At 50.6% G+C, this 23295-nt stretch carries 21 protein-coding genes and 2 tRNA genes; 3 read left to right on the top strand and 20 right to left on the bottom strand.

What is annotated here, in order from left to right:
- The first annotated feature begins 154 nt into the window (after positions 1-154).
- Positions 155-799 (top strand): GntR family transcriptional regulator, encoded by a 645-nt coding sequence (locus tag DWX59_RS06745; protein ID WP_180215618.1) that lies wholly within the window; start codon positions 155-157, stop codon positions 797-799.
- A gap of 9 nt (positions 800-808) precedes the next feature.
- Here the strand turns inward: DWX59_RS06745 and DWX59_RS06750 are convergent, their stop codons facing one another.
- The 11 genes from DWX59_RS06750 to DWX59_RS06795 all read right to left on the bottom strand — a co-directional run bounded on the left by DWX59_RS06750 (position 809) and on the right by DWX59_RS06795 (position 8980).
- Positions 809-1480 carry a Crp/Fnr family transcriptional regulator gene (locus DWX59_RS06750; RefSeq protein ID WP_117557446.1) on the bottom strand — a complete coding sequence of 224 codons (672 nt, stop codon included), beginning with the start codon at positions 1478-1480 and terminating at the stop codon, positions 809-811.
- Positions 1481-1571: 91 nt separating this feature from the next.
- Positions 1572-3380 carry an aryl-sulfate sulfotransferase gene (locus DWX59_RS06755; protein ID WP_117557448.1) on the bottom strand — a complete coding sequence of 603 codons (1809 nt, stop codon included), beginning with the start codon at positions 3378-3380 and terminating at the stop codon, positions 1572-1574.
- Positions 3381-3413: 33 nt separating this feature from the next.
- A complete protein-coding gene (locus DWX59_RS06760; RefSeq protein ID WP_117557450.1) occupies positions 3414-4586 on the bottom strand; it encodes an NAD(P)/FAD-dependent oxidoreductase in 1173 nt (390 codons plus the stop codon).
- A gap of 55 nt (positions 4587-4641) precedes the next feature.
- Positions 4642-6102: a Na+/H+ antiporter NhaC family protein gene (locus tag DWX59_RS06765; RefSeq protein WP_117557452.1), complete on the bottom strand. Its 1461-nt coding sequence runs from the start codon at positions 6100-6102 to the stop codon at positions 4642-4644.
- A 325-nt stretch (positions 6103-6427) separates the two neighbouring features.
- Complete coding sequence (locus tag DWX59_RS06770; protein ID WP_117557977.1) at positions 6428-6694, bottom strand: hypothetical protein; 267 nt, start codon at positions 6692-6694, stop codon at positions 6428-6430.
- Between the two features lie 65 nt (positions 6695-6759).
- Complete coding sequence (locus tag DWX59_RS29585) at positions 6760-6885, bottom strand: hypothetical protein (protein WP_264469739.1); 126 nt, start codon at positions 6883-6885, stop codon at positions 6760-6762.
- 121 nt (positions 6886-7006) lie between these two features.
- Positions 7007-7093: transfer RNA gene (locus DWX59_RS06775), tRNA-Ser, on the bottom strand.
- Positions 7094-7140: 47 nt separating this feature from the next.
- Positions 7141-7228: transfer RNA gene (locus DWX59_RS06780), tRNA-Tyr, on the bottom strand.
- Positions 7229-7317: 89 nt separating this feature from the next.
- Positions 7318-7728, bottom strand: coding sequence for a DUF2500 domain-containing protein (locus DWX59_RS06785; RefSeq protein ID WP_117557979.1), 411 nt, complete (start codon positions 7726-7728; stop codon positions 7318-7320).
- 106 nt (positions 7729-7834) lie between these two features.
- Positions 7835-8329, bottom strand: a complete 495-nt coding sequence (locus DWX59_RS06790; RefSeq protein ID WP_117557454.1) for an NADH-quinone oxidoreductase subunit NuoE family protein — start codon at positions 8327-8329, stop codon at positions 7835-7837.
- A gap of 126 nt (positions 8330-8455) precedes the next feature.
- Positions 8456-8980 carry a hypothetical protein gene (locus DWX59_RS06795; RefSeq protein ID WP_235844939.1) on the bottom strand — a complete coding sequence of 175 codons (525 nt, stop codon included), beginning with the start codon at positions 8978-8980 and terminating at the stop codon, positions 8456-8458.
- A 395-nt stretch (positions 8981-9375) separates the two neighbouring features.
- On the opposite strand from DWX59_RS06795, the gene DWX59_RS06800 reads away from it, so the two are divergent.
- The gene (locus DWX59_RS06800) at positions 9376-10326 is read left to right on the top strand and encodes a DUF4397 domain-containing protein (RefSeq protein WP_235844940.1); all 951 of its coding nucleotides are present in this window, start codon (positions 9376-9378) and stop codon (positions 10324-10326) included.
- Between the two features lie 83 nt (positions 10327-10409).
- Here DWX59_RS06800 and DWX59_RS06805 read toward each other — a convergent pair whose 3' ends face one another.
- The 8 genes from DWX59_RS06805 to DWX59_RS06840 form a co-directional block, all read right to left on the bottom strand.
- Positions 10410-11999: a response regulator transcription factor gene (locus DWX59_RS06805; protein WP_117557458.1), complete on the bottom strand. Its 1590-nt coding sequence runs from the start codon at positions 11997-11999 to the stop codon at positions 10410-10412.
- A gap of 56 nt (positions 12000-12055) precedes the next feature.
- On the bottom strand, positions 12056-13855 hold the full coding sequence (locus DWX59_RS06810) for a sensor histidine kinase (protein WP_117557460.1): 1800 nt from the start codon (positions 13853-13855) through the stop codon (positions 12056-12058).
- Position 13856: 1 nt separating this feature from the next.
- Positions 13857-15050 (bottom strand): oligogalacturonate lyase family protein, encoded by a 1194-nt coding sequence (locus DWX59_RS06815; RefSeq protein ID WP_235844941.1) that lies wholly within the window; start codon positions 15048-15050, stop codon positions 13857-13859.
- Between the two features lie 60 nt (positions 15051-15110).
- Positions 15111-16154: an aldo/keto reductase gene (locus DWX59_RS06820; protein WP_117557462.1), complete on the bottom strand. Its 1044-nt coding sequence runs from the start codon at positions 16152-16154 to the stop codon at positions 15111-15113.
- Positions 16144-17328, bottom strand: coding sequence for an MGH1-like glycoside hydrolase domain-containing protein (locus DWX59_RS06825; RefSeq protein WP_166460181.1), 1185 nt, complete (start codon positions 17326-17328; stop codon positions 16144-16146). Before DWX59_RS06825 ends, DWX59_RS06820 begins: the two co-directional genes overlap by 11 nt.
- 70 nt (positions 17329-17398) lie before the next feature.
- Entirely contained in the window at positions 17399-18799 is a 1401-nt protein-coding gene (locus tag DWX59_RS06830) for an ABC transporter substrate-binding protein (protein WP_117557466.1), read from the bottom strand.
- An 11-nt stretch (positions 18800-18810) separates the two neighbouring features.
- Positions 18811-19647, bottom strand: coding sequence for a carbohydrate ABC transporter permease (locus DWX59_RS06835; RefSeq protein ID WP_117557468.1), 837 nt, complete (start codon positions 19645-19647; stop codon positions 18811-18813).
- Complete coding sequence (locus DWX59_RS06840) at positions 19644-20537, bottom strand: carbohydrate ABC transporter permease (protein WP_117557470.1); 894 nt, start codon at positions 20535-20537, stop codon at positions 19644-19646. Before DWX59_RS06840 ends, DWX59_RS06835 begins: the two co-directional genes overlap by 4 nt.
- Positions 20538-20857: 320 nt before the next feature.
- Here DWX59_RS06840 and DWX59_RS06845 point away from each other — a divergent pair, with 320 nt between their 5' ends.
- Positions 20858-21622, top strand: coding sequence for an alpha/beta fold hydrolase (locus DWX59_RS06845; protein WP_117557472.1), 765 nt, complete (start codon positions 20858-20860; stop codon positions 21620-21622).
- A 57-nt stretch (positions 21623-21679) separates the two neighbouring features.
- Here the strand turns inward: DWX59_RS06845 and DWX59_RS06850 are convergent, their stop codons facing one another.
- Positions 21680-23236 carry a DUF4454 domain-containing protein gene (locus tag DWX59_RS06850; protein ID WP_166460182.1) on the bottom strand — a complete coding sequence of 519 codons (1557 nt, stop codon included), beginning with the start codon at positions 23234-23236 and terminating at the stop codon, positions 21680-21682.
- Between the last annotated feature and the right edge of the window lie 59 nt (positions 23237-23295).

A 23295-nucleotide genomic window follows, 5' to 3' on the forward strand; every position in this document is an offset into this window, starting at 1 on the left:
TTATCATATTTGAATAAATAACGCAACATTTATTTTGATTTTCTTTATATTTTTGTGTATATTCCACAATTCATCCTGCACTCAGTTATGGCATTTGACAATAAAAATAGGGGTATGGTATGATGATAAAGACAAAACGTTCGAGGTGAAATCAATGGAATCTCTGGAAATGATGCCTGCAAGGGTCCGTATTACATCTATATTAAAAAAAGCACTCCTTGCAGGGGAATATAAAAGCGGCCAGGAACTGAGCCTGACCGAGATAGCAGAAAAACTTGGAGTCAGCAGGACTCCTGTACGTGAAGCATTCCAGACCCTTGCTGCCGAGGGCCTGATTGAACTGCGTATGAATAAGGGGGCAATCGTTAAACAGATTGACCAGAAATTCATCACGGACCATTATGAGATGAGGATCCTTCTGGAATCAGAAGCAGCCGTAAGGGCGGCCAGAAACGGCATGGATGTATCGGAACTGCTTGCCAGACTGTATCATCTGACGGACAACCTCTCCACCCTGGACCGTCCCTATTACACGGAACTGAATCAGGAAATCCATACTTCCATCTGGACAGCTGCGGATAACCAGAAACTGTATAATTTCCTGATGAGTCTCTGGAATGGCCCCAGCACCGGCAGCGCCAACTCAGAGCTGGACCACTATGTCCAATCCACCGAGGAGCATATACAGATACTGCAGTCCATACGCTCCAAGGACGCGGCAAAAGCACGTCAGATGATGGAGCAGCATATTACCCGAAGCATGAACAATATCCTGAAAAGCTACCGCGCCGCCCAGTAGCCCATAAGCTTAAAGCAGCGCATTCAGCTTCTCCTCGTCCAGCTCATACATTTCCCGCCCCCTGACCTTAAAGTATCCATCCTTCTGCATCAGCTTCAGCTCCTGGTTCAGGGATGAACGGCTCACATGAAGCATATTGGCCAGGATCAACTGGGAACCGGGCATATGGACGCTTTCCACGGGAGACAGGTTGTGGAGTCCCACAATCCAGTAGGCAATCCGTTCCCGAATGGTCTGATAGTTGAGGCAGTTAAGGTACAGCTGGTCCTTCAGTCCCCGCTGGCAGACATAGAGCAGCAGCGCATACATCAGCCCCTGGTCCTTTTCCAGCATTTCCTCCAGCACATGGACCGGAATCCAGAGAACCGTTGATTTTTTCTCTGCAATCAATGTATATACATAATTCTTCCTGCCGGTAAAATAAAGGAATTCAGGAAAAAGGTCCTTGGCCTCAAAATACGAATGGCACTGTTCCACGCCATTGATTGTATTGTTCACAGCCTTTAGGATACCGCTCTCCACGATCCCGAAACAACTGATTTTTGTTCCCTGGGGGTGTATGCACTGGGATGCCTCATAGGTCCTGCGCACAAAATAGGTGCGGTACTCCTCATTTCTTTTGCAGAGGTCTGCAAAGGGGACCCTGCATGCATTATCTGAAATCGTGAAAAAATCGCGCATATTCCTTCCTCCATGAACCACGGAAAGAGGGGCTGTTCCAAACAGCTCCTCTTCTGGTCTTTTCTATCACTGCCTATGGCAGGTTCAGGCTTTATCCCAATGGGCGGTCCAGGATATCACACAGATCGTCATAATCCATCTCGCCGTTAAACCTCAGTACTTCCTTTCCATTCCGGAATATGACTACCACCGGGATACCTCCCACATTGTAGGTGTCCACCAGATCCTGGTTTGCATCCACATCCACATAACGGATTTCGTATGCCCCGTCATATTCTTCCTTCAGGGCCTCTTCCAGCACAGGGTGCAGGGCCTTACAGTGAACGCAGCGTTCTGCGCCGAACAGTACCAGGACCGGTTTATCCTCCACTGCCAGGACCTCATCCTTCCAGCTGGCCGCGTCGGCGGGATGGAATACCTGCGTATCCACTTCAAAAACCTTTTCCCTCTGTGACAGGTCTTCCTCATCATCCGTTGCCACGCAGAGCGCCACATCTTGATAATACGGCAAAGTCCCCTCAACGTCAATCACCTTTTTTGCCCCAAACGCGCCTGCGCCCGGAACGCGGTAGGTCACATTGTCAATGCGCTCAATGGGTACCTCCACCGGAACCGGCTCCTGCGGCACATAACTGTAGGGGTAACGGTAGGCCCTGTAAATCATATTGTTCCTGGGCCCCTTTTCATTGTGCGTGTAATACGGTGAAATCCACTCCCAAACAATCTCATGGTCCGGCGTTACCTCAATGAGCCTGCCGTCCGAGCCTTCGGTTACCAGGGTATTGCCGTTGGGCAGACGTTGCGCGCTGCTGACATAGGGACTGTAGAATTTGCTGGCGTCCGTGGGAATCGCATGGCCCAGTTCCTTGGGAGTCAGTTTCCATACCACTTCCAGTGTAACGGGATTGAACTCCAGCACACGGCTGTAATCCCTCAATGCATTTTTGACGCCGATTGGAGAGGATGGGTTGGGGGTCCCGTAGCCGCCCCAGCCGCCGTTATCAAAGACCATCAGGTTGCCTTCACCCGGCAGCCCCTTGGGAATCATGTGGAAATGATGCTGCCCGATAATCCATCCCAGCTTCTTAAGCACCGGTGTTGCGTTAAAATCAGGTCCGATCCGCCATACAATCTTTCCGGTTTCCTTATCCAGGATTGCCAGGATATTGGCTTCCCGGCAGTCAAAGATTATGTTGTCCGGCTTAAAACGCATATCTCCCTGGTCATACCATTTGTTCGGTCCCAGGTAGCTCATGCAGTTCACATGCAGGTAATCGCCCACACCGCCGTCCGATGCGCGCAGGTTGGGGTCGCGGAACAGCACGTTCTTGGCGGCCTCGTCAAATCCCAGTTCATCAAAATGCTCGCTGATGGACCATTTCCATAGGATATTTCCATCCCAGTCCACTTCAATCATGGCGTCATCCAGCAGTTTTTTATCGGAAATCTTAGGATTGTGGATGGTCTGGTGTACCAGGATCAGGGTGTTGCCTGAAAGTGGCTTTGCATCCATTCCGGGTACGTAATAACCAACCGGGTTGCCCTCCCTCTGGTAATCATGATGCTGGCGCGCCATCCATCTGTGGTCCCTGCCAGGGTCGTCGATGTTTTCAAAGTGGTCAAATTCCCATACAATATTGCCGTCATAGTCAATCTCAATCAGGTTGACCCCGTCCTGCATGCCATAGTCAGGATGGCGGTATCCGGAAAGGCCCATCACATATCCGCCGGGAAGAAGCTTTGGCGGCATGGCGTGTATGTTCCAGCGCCTTACCTCGTTGCCGTTCATGTCAAACAATAACACACCATCATTGATTAACGGAACAATCGTATAACCGCTCCAGCATTTTTCAGGGTTGTAAACAGTGACTCCGTGTGGAAAAACAAGTGGCTGTCCCATATTTCATATCCTCCATCATATTATTATTATTTGTTAAAAAGCCTGTTTGATTTCAACCAGCTTTCCGTTATCGTAAAATGCCCCCGCCACCGTCCGTTCCAGCTTCAGGCTGTTGTAGAGCAGGTTCTGCCTTGTGACGTCCTGCCTGTATAACTTCCACTGTCCGCTTAACTCCTGTTCCAGCCGGGCGGTCTTCTCAATCTCCTCATTGCTGTACGGGTTGTAGAATAAAAATGCGGTCCTGCCCGAATCCGGCCCCAGGATTGCCTGTATCTGTTCCAGTTCCTTTACATAGCGCTCCGACGCAACTGCCGCCACCGCGCCGTCCGCCGCCGAGGTAACGACCTGGCGCAGGAACGTCTGGGTACAATCGCCCGCCGCATAAAGTCCCGGAACATTGGTTTCCATTTTCTCATTGACCTTAATATAACCGGCCTTGTCGCAGTCCACCATGTCCTTCACCAGTTCGGTCTGGGGCACCATGCCCACGAACAGAAACAGCCCGTCAGCCTTCACCTCTGTTTCCCGGCCCGTGTCAACATTCTTTAATACCAGTGACTCCACATGGCCGCTTCCCTTGATTTCCTGTACCGTGGAACTCCACACAAAATCAATTTTCGGGTTCTTATACGCATGCTCGGCCGCAACCTCGTTACAGTCCAGATGTCCTTCCTCATGAAGCACTACAATGGTCACCTTGGATGCAAAGCCGGTCAGGTAATCCGATTCCTCAATGGCCTGGTCACCGGCTCCCAGCACATAGATTTCCTTTCCCTTGAAGAATTCCGCGTCGCAGGTCGCACAGTAGGCAACCCCATGCCCGGTAAATTCCCTCTCGCCCTTGATATTAAGTTCCCTGGGCCTGGTGCCCAGATTCAGGATGACGCTGCGCGCCATGAAATCCCCGCGCCGCTTTGTCTCCACAATGAACGTGTCGTCCTCTTTCCGGACTCCTGTCACGGTGGTGCGCTTAAGTTCTACCGTGGGATGGCTGGCAGCGTGTTCCCTGAACAGCTCCATCAGGTGCTGCCCGCTGTCCGCTTTGGTTCCCGGATAATTCCTGATTTCATACGTATCATTAATCCTTCCGCCATAACTTCCCTTTTCCAGCAGCAGTGTCCGGCGCTCGGAACGTCCGGCATAGATAGCCGCTGACAGCCCTGCCGGTCCGCCGCCAACGATAATAAGATCATATACTGCGTCCATAACCAACTCTCCTTTCTATCATAAAACACGGTTTCAATCCATATCAGTTCCTGTTTCAGCTCCCCCTTACCGGGGAAATTTCCTGTGCCTTTTGGCGTCCGCCCTTTCCGGCCCTTTCTCCCAAAGCCACCCAGATCACACAGATTCCTGTAAGGAACAGGCAGTAAAACGCCGCGCTGAAAATCTGGAATGGGGACACCGTTGGAAGATAACCATGCTTTTGCACCATCTCATTGATAATTGTCACACTGCCCATGACAAATGCACTGTTGATAGGGATAATGGCGCTGAAGTTGGTGGCATTGGCTGTCAGGAGAATGCTCCTGCGTTCCGGGGATATGCCGCTTTCCTGCCCAATCCTGTCCGCCATGCCGCCGAACATCAGGATGGACGGCAGCACACAGCCTGCCAGAAGTATATTGGTAAGGATGATTCCGGCTGTCAGTACGGTCTCTGCGCCGCGGGCGGTTCCCATGATATTCCTGCGTAAAAGCCAGGTACAGCACCGCTCCATCATACCTCCATCCACGGCCACCGCTATCAGTCCATACAGCAGGATGGTGGAAACCACCACATCCAGCATTCCGCTGATTCCCTCAAAGATAACGCCTTTCAGTCCCAAAGTGCCATAATCAATGGCCACGATGTCGGAAGGGGAAAGAACCCCGGTCAGAAGTCCCACCACGAATCCCGACACAATTGCAAAGGACAATCCCATGAACAGGTTACCGGTCCTGAAACAGACAAGCAGCAGCACTGCCAACGGAATCAGCATCCAAAGTCCCTGGGGGGAGGACATGGCTGATATCTGGGAAATATCCCCCATGGTGCCTCCGCGTCCGCCAAAAATCAGATAAACCACCATGGCTAACCCGCCTGCCGCCAGGATGTAGGGTGTCCTCATCCTCAGGGTCTCCAACAGGTCTGCGGGATGTCCCGTCACGCCGTCATGCTGTATCATCACGGTTGTATTGATGACCTGTGAGCTTGGGGAGATTGCATCCCCAAAGAAAATACCGCTGATTAAAGCCCCTGCCAGCATGGCAGGATTGGCTCCCAGCAGGATTCCCGGCGGATAGAAAATCGGTATCACTGCAAACATGGCTGCAATCGGTGCACCTGCGCCCATGGAAATCATGGCTGAGGCCAGGAAACTGAATACCACGAATCCGCTTCTTGAAATCCCAAGTTTGAGACTGAGCCAGATAAACCCGTCCCCAATCCCTCCTGTATTCATCAGCTTGGAAAAAATGCCGATGACCATAAAAACAAATATCAGCCTGGAATTGCCATACTGGGCCAGACCATGGACCACGCTGTCCCAATATCTGTCCTTCTCCCTGCAAAGGAAAAAGCCTGCAAAGAGGGAGACCGCCGCTGCAAAGGACAGGCCTTTCATGGAATAATAGTGAAGTCCGACTGAAAAAGTCCCGCCAATCAGTATATATCCCACCAACGGCAGCATGGCAAACGCCTGGTTACCATAAAATGTAAGTTTCGTTTCCTCTGTCTTCATATCTGTTCCACCAATCCCTCCCTTAAGATAGTTAAAATTATAACAGGCTTTTTCCAGGAGATATGTTGGAGCTCCAACACTTATGAAAATTTTATAATTTATTATCGTGTTTTTTATATAATAAGGTCATTAGTGCGGGTACTGTCGGGCATTGGTTCGTCAATTCAATGTCAATACTGCCATTATATGTTCCATTATCCATTATTAATTGTGCATAATTAACCACTGTTTTTCATAAAAAAAGAACCCCCGCATCCGCCCGGATGCCTGGAAGCCCTTTTCATATCACGTTTGCTTATCTTTTTGCCAGTTGATTGTTTATTTTTCAACGTTCCAGACAGAACATTTTCTTGCCGTCTGTCCCGCACTGCACCACATGGAAATTAAACAGATTCCCTTCTGTCCAGAACTCCATTGCATCCAGGATCCGCATGACAGTGGAACGGTTCACAACGTTATCCTTTTCCATTGCAAACGGGGCAAATTCCCGGTTAATGAAATCCGTAATCTCTGTAATGGTTAAGGGATGGTCCTTTGTGGCATGGTTTTCAAGTATGTTCATGATCAGTAATGGAAACATGGTCTGATGCACGGTAACCTTCCTCTCTTTCTGCATCAAAAAGGGCCTGCATTAAGGCCCCATATTTCCATTCTTTATTAATGGGCGCCCTGGCAGTCCTGGTTCTCTGTTACGCCAATCCGTCCGCTGCCGCAGCCATACTCATAACTGCTGACACCGGACTGCCCATAACTCAATTCCCTGACCATGTTCCTGACTGCCATAATCCACTCATTTCCTTTCCATGATTCTTTATACGATTCTTTACACTCTTTGCCGGGGTGTGATGACCCCCCTGCATTTCACGGTTACAGTATATACATAATCCTTTATCCATGTCAAGTACGCAAATGGAAGGATTCGAACCTTCGGGCCGGTTACCCGGCCAACTCCTTAGCGGGGAGCCGCATTCAGCCACTCTGCCACATTTGCCCGAACGGTGTATCAGGACATCAGGACCTGACTCCCAAATACACGCATGCGCCGGGTTGGATTTGAACCAACAATGTTTGCCACCAGGGTCACGGTTTTACAGACCGCTTGCTTCAGCCATTTGCATACCGGCGCGTGTTATCGGTTATTTACGTTTCCGATGAATGTAATATAACACGGCAACCTGTGCAGATATGCATTATTTTACTGCTTTATGCAGATTTTTATATCCCGGACCCCACATCCTGTCTCTCAAACCCAAGATACCTGGTTCCCTGAAAACTCAGCCTGCCTGCATCGCCCTCTGAAAGCATCCCATATTCCCTGCCGGTCACGGACAGCTCCATCCTGTCCCCGCTCTCCACCTGGAATGTTACATAATAACTGGTGGTCGAGGTGGAATGGAATCCGTGGGCGCCGGTCACGTCCCCTGCATTGGCATGCTGATGACGGCTCACGTTGGTACGCTTTGCGGTTACCGACGCAGGAACGGTCAGCCTTGGCGACTGATTGTTCTTATTCCACTGCCCGATTCCCTTTACCGCCACTACTATAAACATGCCAATCACAATGACAGACATCAGGGAAAATATCACTTCAAAACCGCCTCCCCAGAAAAAAGAATCCATAAACAAATGTACATCCCTCCTGTTCCGGTCCACTTCCAGAAATTTTATATTTACATAGTAGCACATCGGTAAGGAGGCTGTCTTACATTTTGATTAATATAATCTGACTATTTTATATATCCGCCCCATGGCCCATGACCATGGAAATAATCTCCTCTGCACTTTTTCCGCTGCATATTTTCCCATCTACCATAATATTAGGTGCTGTCCTGCATTGTTTCAGGCATGCCCTTGTTTTCATATAAACCCTTCCATCCTCAGAGATGCCGTCACTGCCTATCTTAAGCAGCCGCTTCACCTCCTGCAGGACCTTAAGATTGTCCCTGCCTGCACAGTTTCTGCCTGTGCAGACAATAATCTCATGGACATAAGGGGATTTTTTCAGGCTGGGATACCGTTTCATTATGACCTGAATCAGGGATACCTTAACCCCGGCCGCCTGTGCCGCCGCCTCCAGGATGGAGGGTCCAATCCATCCGCATACATCCTGAAGCTCCCGCAGCATGCTTACGATCACCTCCTGGGAACCGCGATCCGGAAGTCTTCTGTAATAATCCAGTATTTCCCTTACTTCCGTATCCATCTTTTCATCATGGCCTGACTGCATATACATACTCCTTTTCCAAAATATCCTTTTTCTCTTATCCATATCTTCTGATTTTCCGGATTGTTCTATTCATCCTATGATGCATGCAGGATTTCGGATATCCCAAAAAAGGCGCCTCCACTTCCTTTATCCGGTGGTTTTCAAAGCCTCATATATCCTGACCTCATCCCAGTCCGGGTTTGCTTTCACCATGTCATAAATTTTTTCTATCAGATAAACCTCCTCTTCCAGCATATCCGCACACTCCTTTGCCGGAATCCCCTTTGCAGCCTTCTTCCTTACCTGCCTGATTAACTTCACGGACTCACCTGCTGCCTCGCCTGCTGCCCTGGCTTCCTGTTGTAAATATATCTTCTCTTCCCACTCCTGCATATACTTCACCCCAATCTCTTCACTTGCTTTTAGCTGGCTGACCCGTCCGTGCAGTTCCTTGATACGCTGGCTGGTGCTGTGGGATGCCGCCTGGTCTGTAGTCTGTTCCATATAATGGAGCAGTTCTATCAGTTCCGTGTCCACTCCCTCCCCATTTGTCCCATGGGTGTTTAAGAATATCCTGCTTGCCCCATCCTCCAACAGCAATCCTGCCTGTTCCTGGCAGGCCATCCTGAAGGTATACTTATATCTCCCATACCCCCATAAATCAAAGGGCATGGCGGATATAAGATTGATAGTATTAACTGAAGGTTCCTTTTATCCTCCATGGTTTCCGCAAATAAAAAGCGGTCCAGCAGGGTCAGTTCCTTAAGACGCTTAACGGTCTGCCTGTTTTTCACTGCCATCTCCATATGTATCTCCTTTTATTATAATCAATCTTTCCATCTGTTGCAAGAACATACACTTTTACACACCCATTAAACCACCACCTGACAATTGGACCATATTCTTTCATCACACCTTTGGAATCACCGGGAGAACATCCCTTCAGGATTGTCATTAGCAGAACGCCATTTCGTTTTTTTATTCAGCGAATCGTCCTAAAACCGCCTGGAGGCACATAGCCAACTCACCATTTCGTTTCCGCTGCATAAGATATGACAAAGCATATTATGAAAGGTTACTGTATGTATTACGACGAATACTATCCTTCCATGCCGGAAGACATTTATCCTTACCCTGCAGCAGGTTCTGAATTACAGCCTGATGATCTGCAGACAGATGAAACCATGCCTGATGATCTGCAGGCAGATGAATTGCAGCCTGATGATTTATCACCTGATATGGGCTATTCAGAAGACTGGGTTAATTCCCAGGAGTATGACCCGATCATCCCGTATGAAGACAACCAGGAAGATGACCAGGCTTTTGGCAATCCCATGACCGGACGCACTGCCCAGCCCATGCAGGACCAGCCCGCAATGTTCCGGCCGGACAGACCGGTCCCTCCTTTACCGGACCGGCCGGTTCCCCCTATTCCTGACAGACCTAATCCTCCCGGACGGCCTGACCGGCCTAATCCTCCCGGACGGCCCGACCGGCCTAATCCTCCCGGACGGCCTGACCGGCCTAATCCTCCCGGACGGCCTGACCGGCCTATCCCTCCAAGGCCCATTCCTCCGAGGCCGGTTCCTCCGAGACCCATTCCTCCAAGGCCCGTTCCTCCGAGACCCATTCCTCCGAGGCCCGTTCCTCCGAGGCCCATTCCTCCAAGGCCCATTCCTCCTGTGTTGAATCCGGACTGGTCATGGAACTGGGGATTCATCCTTCCAGGTACGGTCTTCCCTATTTCCATTGCGAGGGTACGGTTTTATAATGCGGCACTCCGAGGCCCCGTTCAAATCTATGTGAATAACCGTCTGGTTGTATCCAATCTTGGCTTTATGGATTTCACCAGGTTCTATAATGTGGCTCCTGGCCGCTACCGTATTACCATTTACAGCGGCAATAACATGCGCACGCCAATCGTGGATACCTGGATGTCATTCCAGAGGAACACGTCCACGACCGTTACCCTGGCCGGCTCAGGCTCTAACTTCTGGCTTCAGACAACGGTACAGTAAGGGGACCATCTGACCTAAAAGGGACACCGGGCTGAGCCTGGTGTCCCTTAGGGTATGTTTGAAGTTTGAAAATTGCTTTCCCATCATGTGGCCCCCAACTGTTTCCTATACTCCGACACCGACACATGGTAGCGCCGTTTAAACAGACAGGAAAAATAATTGGCATTGACATATCCTACCCGTTCCCCAATCTCATATGCCTTAAGACCGGTATGCTCCACCAGTTCCCTGGCTGCTTCCATCCGGATTTCCGACAGGAAATCGGAAAATGTAACCTGCTTTGTCTTCTTGAACAGGATGGACAGGTAGACCGGGCTTACATGAAGTTCCTCTGCCACATCATTCAGGGACAGCTCACTATCCGGATAATTATTCCTTATATACGTTTCCGCCTTGTGCGCAAGGACTGTTTTTGAGTCTGCCTGTGTCTCGTTAACCCCTGTGCAGATATCCCGGATCAGGTCTGCCACAATCCCGAATATCTGTGATAAGTCTGAGCTGGCACAGATCCTGTCACAGTATTCATAATAATCAAGGCTCCCTTCCAGACGGCTCCAGTTCCCTGTTTCCTGCAGCAGATGGGCGGTAAGGCCGATGCACCACATGCGGAGGTTCCCAAAGGTAATCCCCTCCTTCAGCACCTTGGCCCTGCATTGCTCCAGAAGTCCCAGGGCCTGCTCACGGTTGCCCATCAGGACTTTTTGGATAAGAAGCTTATTTCCCTCGCCCAGTTCCGCCTTTTTCCCGGATTCCCAGGAAACGGCCTCATGAAACACAGAGTAACCGTCCCGCTCTGATAAATGTCTGTATTTTAAGGCTGTAAACGCCTCCTGTATGGAGTCCCCCATCCGTTCCAGGCCGGAATACCGGTTTCCAATTCCCAGCGCTGTCTCCACCTCCAGCACCTCCAGGATGGTCCCCCGTATCCTCCCTGCAAATCCTGCCCCCTGTTCTTCCAGGTTACATCCCCCATCCTGGCTGGACAGGATGATATACACATGGTCGGCATTTCCCTGGAATACCTCCACTGCACAGATATCCACGGATTGCCCCAGTTCCTGGACACAGTTATAAACCGCATATTTGAGAAGTTCCCCCCATAAATCCCTGGTCTTATCATAATAATCCACGATAAGCAGGTCAAGGGCAATCAGGTTCTCTTTGTATATCTTCAGCCCCAATTCCTGAACAGCTTCCTCTATCCTGGCTTTCCCATAATACCCTGCCATCAGGTCATTGATAAACTGACGGCTTAAAAGCGGTATGCTTTTATTTTTCCGGTGGGTATCCCTCATACGGCTCTCAAACTGTTTTTTTGTATTCAGGACTGATTCTAAAAGTTCCTCCTTTGCCAGCGGCTTCAGGAGATAATCACATGCCTTATGCTTAATTGCCTCTTTTGCATACTCAAAATCCTCATACGCAGTCAGGAGGATGACCTGGATATCCGGGTAAAGCCTGCGGGCCTCCTTCATAAGTTCAATTCCGGACATCTGCGGCATCTTGATATCCGTCAGCAGCAGATGGGGCGCAAGTTCCTTTAACATGGCAAGGGCTTCCTGACCGTCACATGCAATTCCCACGATTTCCATTCCATAGATTTCCCAGTCAATTGTCTTTTTAAGTCCTCTGCGGATGATGGCGTCATCATCTGCAATCAATACACGGTACATAAAACCTCCTTTTCAACAGCCGGAATTGGTTCCAGGTATGTTAGGTTCCAGGTATGTTAGGTTACCGGGATATACACCCTTATAACCGTTCCCTGCCCCGGACCGCTCTCAATTTCCAGCCCGGCCTCCCCGTTATAATAAAGCATAAGCCTGGAATACACATTCCTCAGCCCAAAGCTTATCTGGCTGTATCCCTCTTCCTGATTCATGCTTTTTTGGACCTGTTCCAGCCGTTCACGGCTCATTCCGGCTCCTGTATCCCTTACTTCAAATAGGATACGCCCGCCCTCACGTTTCCCGGCAATGGTGATGGTTCCCTTTCCCGCCTGATTCTGTATCCCGTGATGCAGTGCGTTCTCCACAAGGGGCTGCAATGTCAGCTTAAGCATACGGCAGCTGCGTATATCCGGCCCGATTTCTATTTCATATTCAAATTTGTCCCCATATTTCATGTGTTGGATTACAAGATAGTTTTTCACATGGTTGATTTCCGTATCTATGGTTACCACATCTTCCCCACGGCTTAATCCGGTCCTGAAAAAATTGGACAAAGCAAGGACCATGGCGCTGGCCTCCTTTGATTCATCCAGTTCGCAGAGCTGCTGCACGGAATACAGCGTATTATAAAGAAAATGCGGGTTAATCTGCTCCTGCATCAGGGAGAGCTCTGCCTCCCTCTTTTTTTCCTGTTCTTCTTTCACCTGCTCAATCAGCTGCCTTACCCTGGACAGCAATTCATTGATTTTGCCGCTGAGGATCTGTATCTCCCTGGCGCCGCCTGAGGAAACATTGGATATTGAGGTGACATCCTCAACCGATACGGTATCGGTCAGCCGCTTGATGGGCAGCACAATCAGACGGCTCAGCACCACACAGGCCAGTACGCTGCACACAATCACCGCAATCATGGTAAAATGGATGGAATTCTGCATCATGCGCACATCGTGGAACATCTCATTGGTTGGCAGTAAGGCAGCCACAAGCCATCCGTTTGTCTTCAGGTGCCTTGTATAGACCATCATTTCCTGTCCGGATACGCTCCTGACCTTGATTCCTCCGGATATATCCGCCATCTGCTGAAGCTGGCGCAGGGATTGTGCTGACAGCGTATAAGACTCATCCACATCCTTATAGCATATAAGACTGCCGTCATGTATCAGGGCCACATATCCATTTTCACTGATATCCGGTATGGTCAGCATATCCCGGAACATGGATTCCCTGATATTAAACACGATTCCGCCCTGTCCGGGCTGCCCCGGCCTGCCATACAGCCTGTACAGGGAAAACACCCGGTTGTTCTTGCGGTTGTTTTCCGCATCCGTCACCTGAAAAACCGTATCATCGTGAAGAAAGCTCCAGTTATAGATGGACTGATTGTGTTCATACCATGCGTCATAGTTAAAATCTATCTTTACCGGTATATCCCCGCATCGGTACATCCTGAACCGCCCGTCATTAAAATCAATGATTACGGAATCCAAAAAAGACCCGGATGACACAAACTGGTCATCAATGCTTTTCCTCAGATTGATATAATACTGTCCTTTGTCCCTGTCCACATTTTCCTGGGACATCACAAGGGCAAGGGACAGCATGTCACTGCTGTTCTCAATATACTGGAACCGCTCCATCAGATCCGCCATGCGGCTGTCCAGCACGCTGGTTGACTGGGTCAGCGAATTAAGCATATTGGCCCTTGAGCTTTCCGTCACCTGGTTATATGACATGCGCTGGAACGTAGTGCCCATAATAAGGATTGTCGCCACCATCACAGGCACGAACACAATCACTAAAAGCCACATAACCGGTATGTGCTTCATTGCCGTTTTCCGGCCGGTTCCATTTCCTCCCATCTCATTCCTGCTCCCAATCCTCAATCAAAAACAGATTACAGTGTCCTTCATCCGTATCAGCCGCATACAGGATCTTGCGGCCGTCCCAGCTGAACGTGGGATGACAGTGGGAATGCTGGTACAGCCATGTGGTATTATGGTTTGCCAGCACCCGCAGGCACGGTTTCCCATCCGTTCCCATGCGGATTAATACGATGTCATCTGTTCCGTCCCCCACAAACTCATCCTTTACCGGACTGGCCATGTAATGGTTACAGTAAAAAGGCATGGGCACCGTCCTTTGTACCTGTCCTGTCTTATCCGCAATGCCGAAGTACGGCTGCCGGCTTCCCGGGGAAGGCGGTGTAAATACCTGGGTCCTGTCCGAGGAAATGGTGCCGTCATGGCCTGCCCCCCGGTTATCAAACACAATCATCCCGTCCTTTGTCCAGAACTCGTGTCCCACGCAGTCCTCCTCCCCCTGCCGGAAACAGGGCCACACATCCCCGCTGTCCATGTTGATAAGCCATATCCTCTGGTTCACGCAGTTCCAGGGCCCTTCATGGCAGAACATGGCAAGGGAGGGATCATCCGGTGAAAATTGGAAATGTGACAGCCAGTTGGTATCCCTCCATACATCATGAAAGCCCGTGCCATCCATGTTGACCACAGAAATCCGGCTGTCCTTGATTGCATACATTTTATCTTTAAATCCTGAATAATTAGGGCCGCCGTCCTGTCCGGCCCCCACATCCTCATTGCGTATGAATCCAATCCGTTTCCTGTCGCTGCTGACCGAAAAATTCTGGACCAGCATATCGTGGTCCTCATATACTGTTTTCACTGTTTTCTCCACGGTATCCATTACCTTTAACCGGCAGCCGGACCAGTATACAAGATACCGGCTGTCCCTTGTCTTGGTGGCCGTGCTCAGCCAGACCCCCTCGGGCTCATCCGTTACCTGGGTCATCACGCCTGTATCCAGGTCCATATGGAACAGGTTATAAATACCTCTGCCATTACAGCGGTCCGAGAAAAAGTATATGGATCCGCTATCCCCATCAAAGGAGTTATCTGTAAAATACATATGGAAATTCACATGTCTGTCCGTCAGCTGTTTGATGCGCAGCCCGCTTTTCCTGTCCGTATACGTTTTAATCTCTGACGGAAATCTGTCACCTGTCATGGCGGTCCCCTTTCCTGTAAAAACTTCCATATGCTTCATCCGGTCAGTGTGGCTGCCGGCCGGACGGCGCATATACCATTTATATCACATTTATTCCCTCACATCCAGAATATCCGGTATCTTCACATCCATGGACGCAAATGCCTCCCGGATCCGTGCAGCCCTGCTGCATCCAAGGACCAGGAAGGTTTCAAACTCCCTGGTCAGCACATACTGTATGACCAGGGCGGATACACCAATTCCGGTCCTCAGGCTGGCTTCCCTGAGCCGCCTGGCCCTTGCTATATTTTCCTCTGTGAGATATTTTCTCCTTGTGTCTTCATTTAATGCATCCTCCCCCTGTTCCAGGTACAGGCTGAAAAATCCCTGGGCCTGGGCCGAATAGGCGTACAGGGGGATATCAGCTGTCCTGTACCATTCATAGGATAGGGGATCCATACATACAACGGATCCGTCCCCCCATGCCTTGGGTGTGCAGACGCCTAGGCCAAACTGTATCTGGCTCATGGAAAACCCGTGTTTCCCCGCTGCCCCTGCATAGGCATTGGCTGCCTGGATCCGCTCCGTACTCCAGTTGGAAGCGCCCATATAGCGGACCAGTCCCTGCCGGACCAATGCATCGCAGGTATCCACAATCTCCTCCACCGGACGCTCCCTCTCATCCCTGTGAAGCCAGAACACATCCACATATCCTGTGCCCAGGGCATCCAGGCTTTTATGAAGTTCTTCTTCCAGATGGGAACAGGACAGACAGCCCCTGTCCCTGTTATATCCTCTTGGCATCAGTCCGCCCTTGGTTCCTATAAAAAGCGTTTCTCTTTGTCCGTATTCCTTCAGCCACCTGCCGATGGCCTGCTCGCTTGTGCCGTCCCGTCCATCCAGCCAGCTGGCATAACTCCTGGCCGTGTCAATCTGGTTCCCGCCCAGGGATGTATATGTATGGAGCAGCTCCTCGGACTTTGTCATGTTTATCCGGCTGCCGAAGTACATGGTTCCCAGCGCTATGGTGCTGACAGGGGAACCATCCGCGCAGCTGAACCTTGCGCTGTATCTTGGGTTGTCATTCATCTGACCGCAGCCCTCTATATGGACAAAGTCCCCTGGCCGGCCGCAGCCCCCTCTCTCATCCTCCATGCCTGCACTCCTCCCAAAGCCTTGCCATGTAATGCAATGGATTATGGCCCAGATAATCCCTGCAGGGCATGTTAAATCCTGTCTGTGGTTTCCTTTGTACCTGTTCCGGCCTTCCCCCAAGGGAATCATAGAATTCCCAGATACAGCCGGTCTGGGAATAAATCCGGTAAGTCCCGTCAAGGGCTGCTTCCAGCAGACGCCCTGCCTCCTCATATTTTCCATACCGCATACACCCCATGGCAGCCCACATGGTCATGGAATTCCAGGCAGGGCCTCTCCACATCCGCTTCTCATACAAGGGATCTGTCAGGGAGACTGTGGGCATGGGGTGCCGTGACAGGAATTCCTGTTCATCCATCATATGGCGCTCAATGACAGATCCAGCCTGTTCAGGATCTGCGGCGCCCACAATCACCGGCCAGAATCCTTCAAAGCAAAGATGCCTGTTTTCCGGACAGTCCACGGACCAGCTGTCATAGAAGAAACCTGTTTCCCGGTCATACAGGACATTCCGTATATACTGCCCAAGATAATCCCTTTTTTCCTCAAGGGTCCTGTCCCTGATACCGTACAGTTCCTGCTGCCACGCCAGAAGCCGGTCATACATGAGATACACATGGGAGCAAGCATCCACACAGGACTTTTCCCCTTCCGGAACCTGCATGAACCGGATTCCCTCATCCACGCCGCTTTCCCAGAGATGGTTTTTTATATCCGTATAATAAAATCCCCCATCTGCCGTGCTGCGGCTGTGTTCAAACCATGATACCTGACGTTTAAGGGCATCTGCGCAGGTTTTTAACCACGCCTTATCCCTGCTTATCTGATATATCATATCCGCTGCAGACACCCATACCGGGGGATGGGTCTGGCCCGGCGCCCAGTCCGCCGGGGCATCCCTCCTCATCCATATGATACTTGGGATCATACCATCCTCCTGCTGAAGGCTTATCAGGTTGTCAACCTGGTGCCTGGCCTGGTCCGGATTGTCTTCCAGAAGGTCGAGTGCAATGTGTACTGCATCCCAATGCCCGAAGGCCGGACCATAGCAATAGCCGGGGCCGATATCCTCCCATGGATATGGCAGCACGCCCCGGGGCCTGAACTGGCTTTTTCCATGAAGCATTTCCACATAATCCAGCAGGGGCCTCCATTCACTTTTACCGTAATTCATGATTTTCCTCCTCATATACCTGCAGGAAGGGATACGGATTCCTGTCATCCGTACCCCTCCCTGCGGTCCGCTATTTCTTAATCAGCTGCGTGTATTCTGCCTGTGCACCTGTCATGGCATCTGCCCATTCTGTCAGGAACTCCTCCGAGGATTTCTGTCCTGCCAGTACTGCCTGGAATCCCGGCGCTGCAATGGAATCCTGGATGGACTGGTAATCCGGCAGATACAGCGGATACGGGAATGCAACCGTATTGTCATCAGACTGCATCTTCATCGCCTCATTGATGTGCTGGGTATTTACTACCCAGTCTTCATTTGTCAGGTCCGTATGGGTAGGAACCTGCCCGATATTCTGGTTCCAGTAGCTCTGTGACCCTGCGGAGCATAAGAAACTGATGAACCTCCATGCCTCATCCTTGACCTGGGACTGTTTGAACATGACATAGCCATTGACCGGATAACCGCCGGAAATCACACGTTTCCCCGTGGCCGATACAGGGGGTGCGAATGCAAAGAATTTGCCTTCTCCCAGGGTTTTGCTGTGTTCGCCAAAGGACCCCAGGTTATGCTGTATCATTGCCGCGCTTCCTGTATCAAAAGCAGCTACCATTTCCTTATAACCGTTGGAAATATCGCTTTCCGGTGTGTACTTGTTATAGATGTCCTTAAGCCGGTCCAGGGCCTCCACGTTCTTCGGATCATTAATCGTGGATTTCCCGTCTTCTGTAAATGGCTGTGTGATGCCGGAATATGCGTAAAGGTATTCCTGAAGCTGCATGGGCCCTCCTGCCCCGCCGCGGATGCTGAACCCATAGGTGCCTGCATCGCTGTCCGTAAACAGTTCAACCAGATTATAGAAGTCATCCCATGTCCCGGGCGCCTCCACCCCTTTCTCCTCAAACCAGTCCTTCCTTCCCCAGAACATAGGGTTAAAGGTAGATGTGTTTGGTATGCAGTACAGCTTGTCATCCACGGACAAGGTGCGCAGGGATTCCACGATGGACTGGTTAATCTTGTCATGCTCCTCCCATGAGTCAAAGTACGTATCAAGCGGTTCCAGGGCGTCATTCAAGATAAATCCCGCCTGCCACTGGGGCGGCATGCCGCACACGTCCGGGGCAGCGTTGCCGGTTACCGCAACCTCAATCTTATTTTTTGCATCACTGTTGGGAAGGCCCACATACTCAATCCTGATATCCGGATTCTGCTCCTCAAACCGCTTGATCAGTTCTTCATAATACGGCGTCCGGTTAGGGCCTGCATTCTCATCCCAGAAAACAACGGTCCTGACCTCCCCTGAAGCTGCCTTGTCCTTATCCGCCTTTCCTGCATCCCCGTCCTCTTGCGCGCTGTCAAGGGACATGGCGGCCTGTCCGTCCGGGGCAGCCGGCGCCTCCTTGGAACCACATCCGTACAGCATGGAACCTGCCATACACACCCCCAGTGTTACTGCTAATAATTTCTTCCTCATAATGAACCTCCTTATCCTTTTACAGCTCCGGCCGTCAAACCGCCGACCAGATACTTCTGCACATATATGAACATCAGAATCGCCGGGGCCAGCGCAATCATGCTTCCTGCTGCCAGCGCCCCATAGTTAATATCAAATTGCCCCTGCATGAATGAAAGCCCTACCGGTATGGTGAATTTCTTTGTATTGTTCACAAACATCAGGGCAAACAGGAATTCATTCCAACAGGATATAAAGGAAAATGACGCACACGCCACCACTCCCGGTGTCAGCACCGGCAGCACCACCTTAACCAGGGCCTGGAACCTGGAGCATCCGTCCACATAGGCAGCCTCCTCCAGATGATACGGTATCTTCTCCACAAACCCCTTCATCATGATGGATGAAAACGGAATCTGGAACGTGGTGTAAACCAGGATCAGGGACCAGTGGTTGTTAATCAGGTGCAGCTTTGAAAAAGTAATGAACAAGGGGATGATCAGCATGGCGCTGGGTATGAACTGGGTACATAAAAGTACCAGCATAAACGGCTGTTTCCCTTTAAACTTAAATCTGGAAAGGGCGTATCCCACCAACAGGGCGCTGGCAACCGTCATGAGGCAGGCCACGGCAGATACCAGGAGGCTGTTAAGGAAATACTGTGAAAAGCCCACATCCCTCCAGGCCGTAACATAATTTTGGATGGTTGCCGGGTCAGGCAGGTAGCGCACCGGACGCTTTATGATGTCCCCTTCCACCTTAAGGGACGTGACCAAGGTCCAGTAAAAGGGAAAACAGATAAAGCCCACAAATGCTGCCAGCGGCAGCAGACGGTATATGATTAAATCCTTCCATTTCCTGGCTTTCATGCCTTCTCCTCCTCCCCGAATCCTGTCAGCTTAATGTAGGCCGCTGCAAACACCGCCAGGATGATAAATGAAATCACTGCAATGGCGGACCCATATCCAAAGTTACTGTCCCGGATTGCTGTCTGGGTGATGTACATGGTCAGGGTCATGGTGCGGTTCACCGGTCCGCCTCCCGTCAGGTTATATATCACATCCACATTGTTAAACTCCCATACCGCCCGCAATAGGGTGGACAGCACAATGGTTTCCTTAAGATGCGGCATGGTAATGTAGAGGAATTTGCTCCATCTGGTCCCTCCGTCAACCGAACACGCCTCATACTCCTCATCCGGTATGCTCTGAAGGCCTGCCAGAAGCATGATGGCAAAAAACGGGATGCCCCGCCACAGCTCCGCGACGGTCAGCGCTGCAAAGGATGTTCCGTAACCCGATATCCAGGCAATCCCTTTCTTGATGATTCCCATTTTCATGAGGAGGTCATTGACCACCCCCATATTCTCATTGTACATCAGCGACCACATCATGGATGTAAGCACACCTGACACGGCCCATGGCGCGAATACAATGGCCCTCAGGATGCCGCGCCCCTTAAACCTCTGGTTCAGGACCAGGGCAATCATAAGCCCGAATACCAGCTGAAGCCCCACCTGGACAACCACCCATTTAACTGAAACAAGAAGACTGGCCCTGAATACCTTATCCCCTGTCAGGATTTTCATCATGTTGTCAAGTCCCACAAACCCTCTCAGGTAAGGCTTGTTCGTCGCATAATTCTGAAGGCTGTAATAAAACACATTCAGGATCGGGTATGCCATGAACAGCAGCAAAAACACGATTGCCGGCGTTAAAAAACAATATGGAAGGTATCTGCTTCCAATCTTCTTATTCATATCCTCATCCCCCTTTTCCATTCTGATTCCGAATCCGGTCATGTCTGAACTGTAACATTATAGTACCGGATAAAAGGAAAATTTGAAATGAAATAATTTATACAAAAATCTATAATATTTTTATGCAGAAGCCGCTGCCATTCCTTCCAATCACGCATATCAGATTGTTAATTACCTCTGGACATGTTAAAATAAAGAAGGATTGGAAATATGGCGTCATAAGCGGAAAGGGGTGGAAACATGAGGATCACAGCTTCCAGATAACATTGCAGGGTTCCTGTCAGGGGCCTTGCTGATTGACAACAGATTAGGAGGCCAATATGTCATATTTTAAATATCAGGGAAAGAATATCTATTACGAAGAAACAGGAAACGGCAGGCCATTGCTCCTGCTGCACGGAAACACGGCTTCATCCAATATGTTTTATGAGATAACCGGAAAATATGCAGCGCATCACAAAGTAATCCTCATGGATTTCCTGGGACACGGAAGGTCGGACAGGCTGCCTGAATTCCCGGCAGACCTATGGTTTGATGAGGCCATGCAGGTCATAGAGCTTATAAAGTCCAGGCAATACGGGAAAGCAGATATCATTGGCAGCAGCGGGGGCGCACTGGCTGCAATCAACGTGGCCCTGGAAGCGCCGGAGCTGGTAGGGAAAGTCATTGCTGACAGCTTTGAAGGAGAAACACCCCTGAAGGCGTTTACCCAGAACATCACAGAGGACCGCGAAGCTTCCAAAAAGGATGAAAATGCCAGGATGTTTTATTACTACATGAATGGTGATGACTGGGAGCATGTGGTGGATTGCGACACCCAGGCCATCCGGCGCCACGATGAGACCATTGGCAGGTTCTTCCACAAACCCCTGGAGGGTTTTGTTCCGGATATACTGCTGACCGGCAGCAGGGAGGACGAGTTTATCTGTTCCCTTGAGAAGGACTACTTTGAACGCGTCTATGGGGAGATCATAAGGAAAATCGGGCACGGAAGGATCCATCTGTTTGATACGGGCGGCCATCCGGCCATGCTCTCCAACCAGCAGGGATTTATTGAAATAAGCAGCCGTTTCTTAGAGGATTAAAGAACATGGGCCAGAGGATTGCTCCTCTGGCCCTGTCTGCCCCTTTACTTACCATTATTAATCCCCAAGAGAATACACTGCGGTAAAGTGGCCTCTTGAATTATAGCAGAGGCAATTGCCTGCCAACACATCCCAGATCCTGTCCATGGCCTGTTCCCCATCTGCAGGCAGTATCTCCTTTTGGTCCCTGGAGGCCATGGATACACTGGTATAAGCCCCCTGCACCGCCCCCTTCAGAATATAGATATCCCCTTCGTAGATTGTCTTCATCACCGTATCCGCGCTTGTCTGCCACAGTTCATAGTTCCCGGTCCCATGGTTCAGGCTAAGCCCTGTCTCGCATCCCCTCCCATCCGGATAGCCGTCTTCCTCATACAGCAGATATCCATATGCGGTCTCCTGACCCTCCGCCCCGGGATCTGGGGCCAGCGTCCTGTATTCCCCGGTCAGTTCATTGAGCACCACCAAAACTTCGCTGCCGTCATCTAAAAGCTCCCTCTGCCTTGCAGTAATGGATGCAGGTATGGAAATGGATCCCTGCACAATATAATACGCCCCCATATCCCTGGCCGTGGATAAATCCGCGTACAGGCCTGTCTCACCATGCGCCCCCAGCAGGGGCAGATACGGTGCAAACGGAAGGTCCTCCAGACCGTACTTCGTCTGACCGTCCAGGCGGTTCCTGTCCGGATCCGCCTCCATTTCTTTTATAAAAGCAATGTTCTTCTTTTCCACATCGGATAAAACTGACTCGGAAAACACATCCGGCTGGATGATTCCCCTGTACCACAATTTACCTAAATAATAGCTGTTCAGTATATCTGATTTAAATATCCTCCCGTGGGCCGCATATATCTCATTTCTGAGCAATGAAAGGTCCTCTGTGGGCCACATGCATAAATCAGCCTTGCTGAGATACCTGACAAAAACATCCGGGAACAGGAAGCTTCCTTCCATGGGATAGTAATCCCCTGCCAGAGCACCGCTTCCCTCAACTGAGATGTGTCTATCCGACAAATCAGGGGCCACGTGGAATGTAACCGTATATACAGGCGCCTCCGACCCATTTCCTTCGTCCGCCCCATAGGCCTGAGGACGGATTTCATATGAAACCTTACCTTTCTCCGTCAAAATCCCAGCGCTGCCCGTACCGGAAAAAGCATCTGCATGATTTTCATCCTGGACTGAAAAACCGCACTCCAGCCATTCGGATTCCATGCCGCCCTTTGCCGGGCGCAGGGTAAGGCGCCGCCGGATATCCCCAGCCTGAAAGAAAGTGCCTGTCAGTATCCCATTGTCCGCCCCAAGATTCCGGGCTGCTTCGCTGATAACAACCGGATCTTGGCCCGCGGTCAGATCCTGTCCTGGCGCTGATTCCATGCCCCCTGGCTGCGGGGACTGCCCTGGCTCATGTCCTGGCGCATTTCCAGTCTCATTCCCGCTCTCATGTCCAGTCCCATTTCCGCTCTCATTTCCGCTCCCATGTCCGATTTCATCCCCGGTCCCATATCCCCCGTCCGTCTTCTGTCCGTCCATGCCGGGATTTACTGCCTGGCAGGAGGAAAGGACCAGGCTTGCCGCTAATATGTACCACAACCATCTTTTTCTTTTCATACAACCAACACCTGCCCACATTTCTCCATGTAAATACTATCCACGCCTCTATTACTTAA

Source organism: Enterocloster aldenensis, assembly GCF_003434055.1.
In the GTDB taxonomy this organism is placed as follows: domain Bacteria; phylum Bacillota; class Clostridia; order Lachnospirales; family Lachnospiraceae; genus Enterocloster; species Enterocloster aldenensis.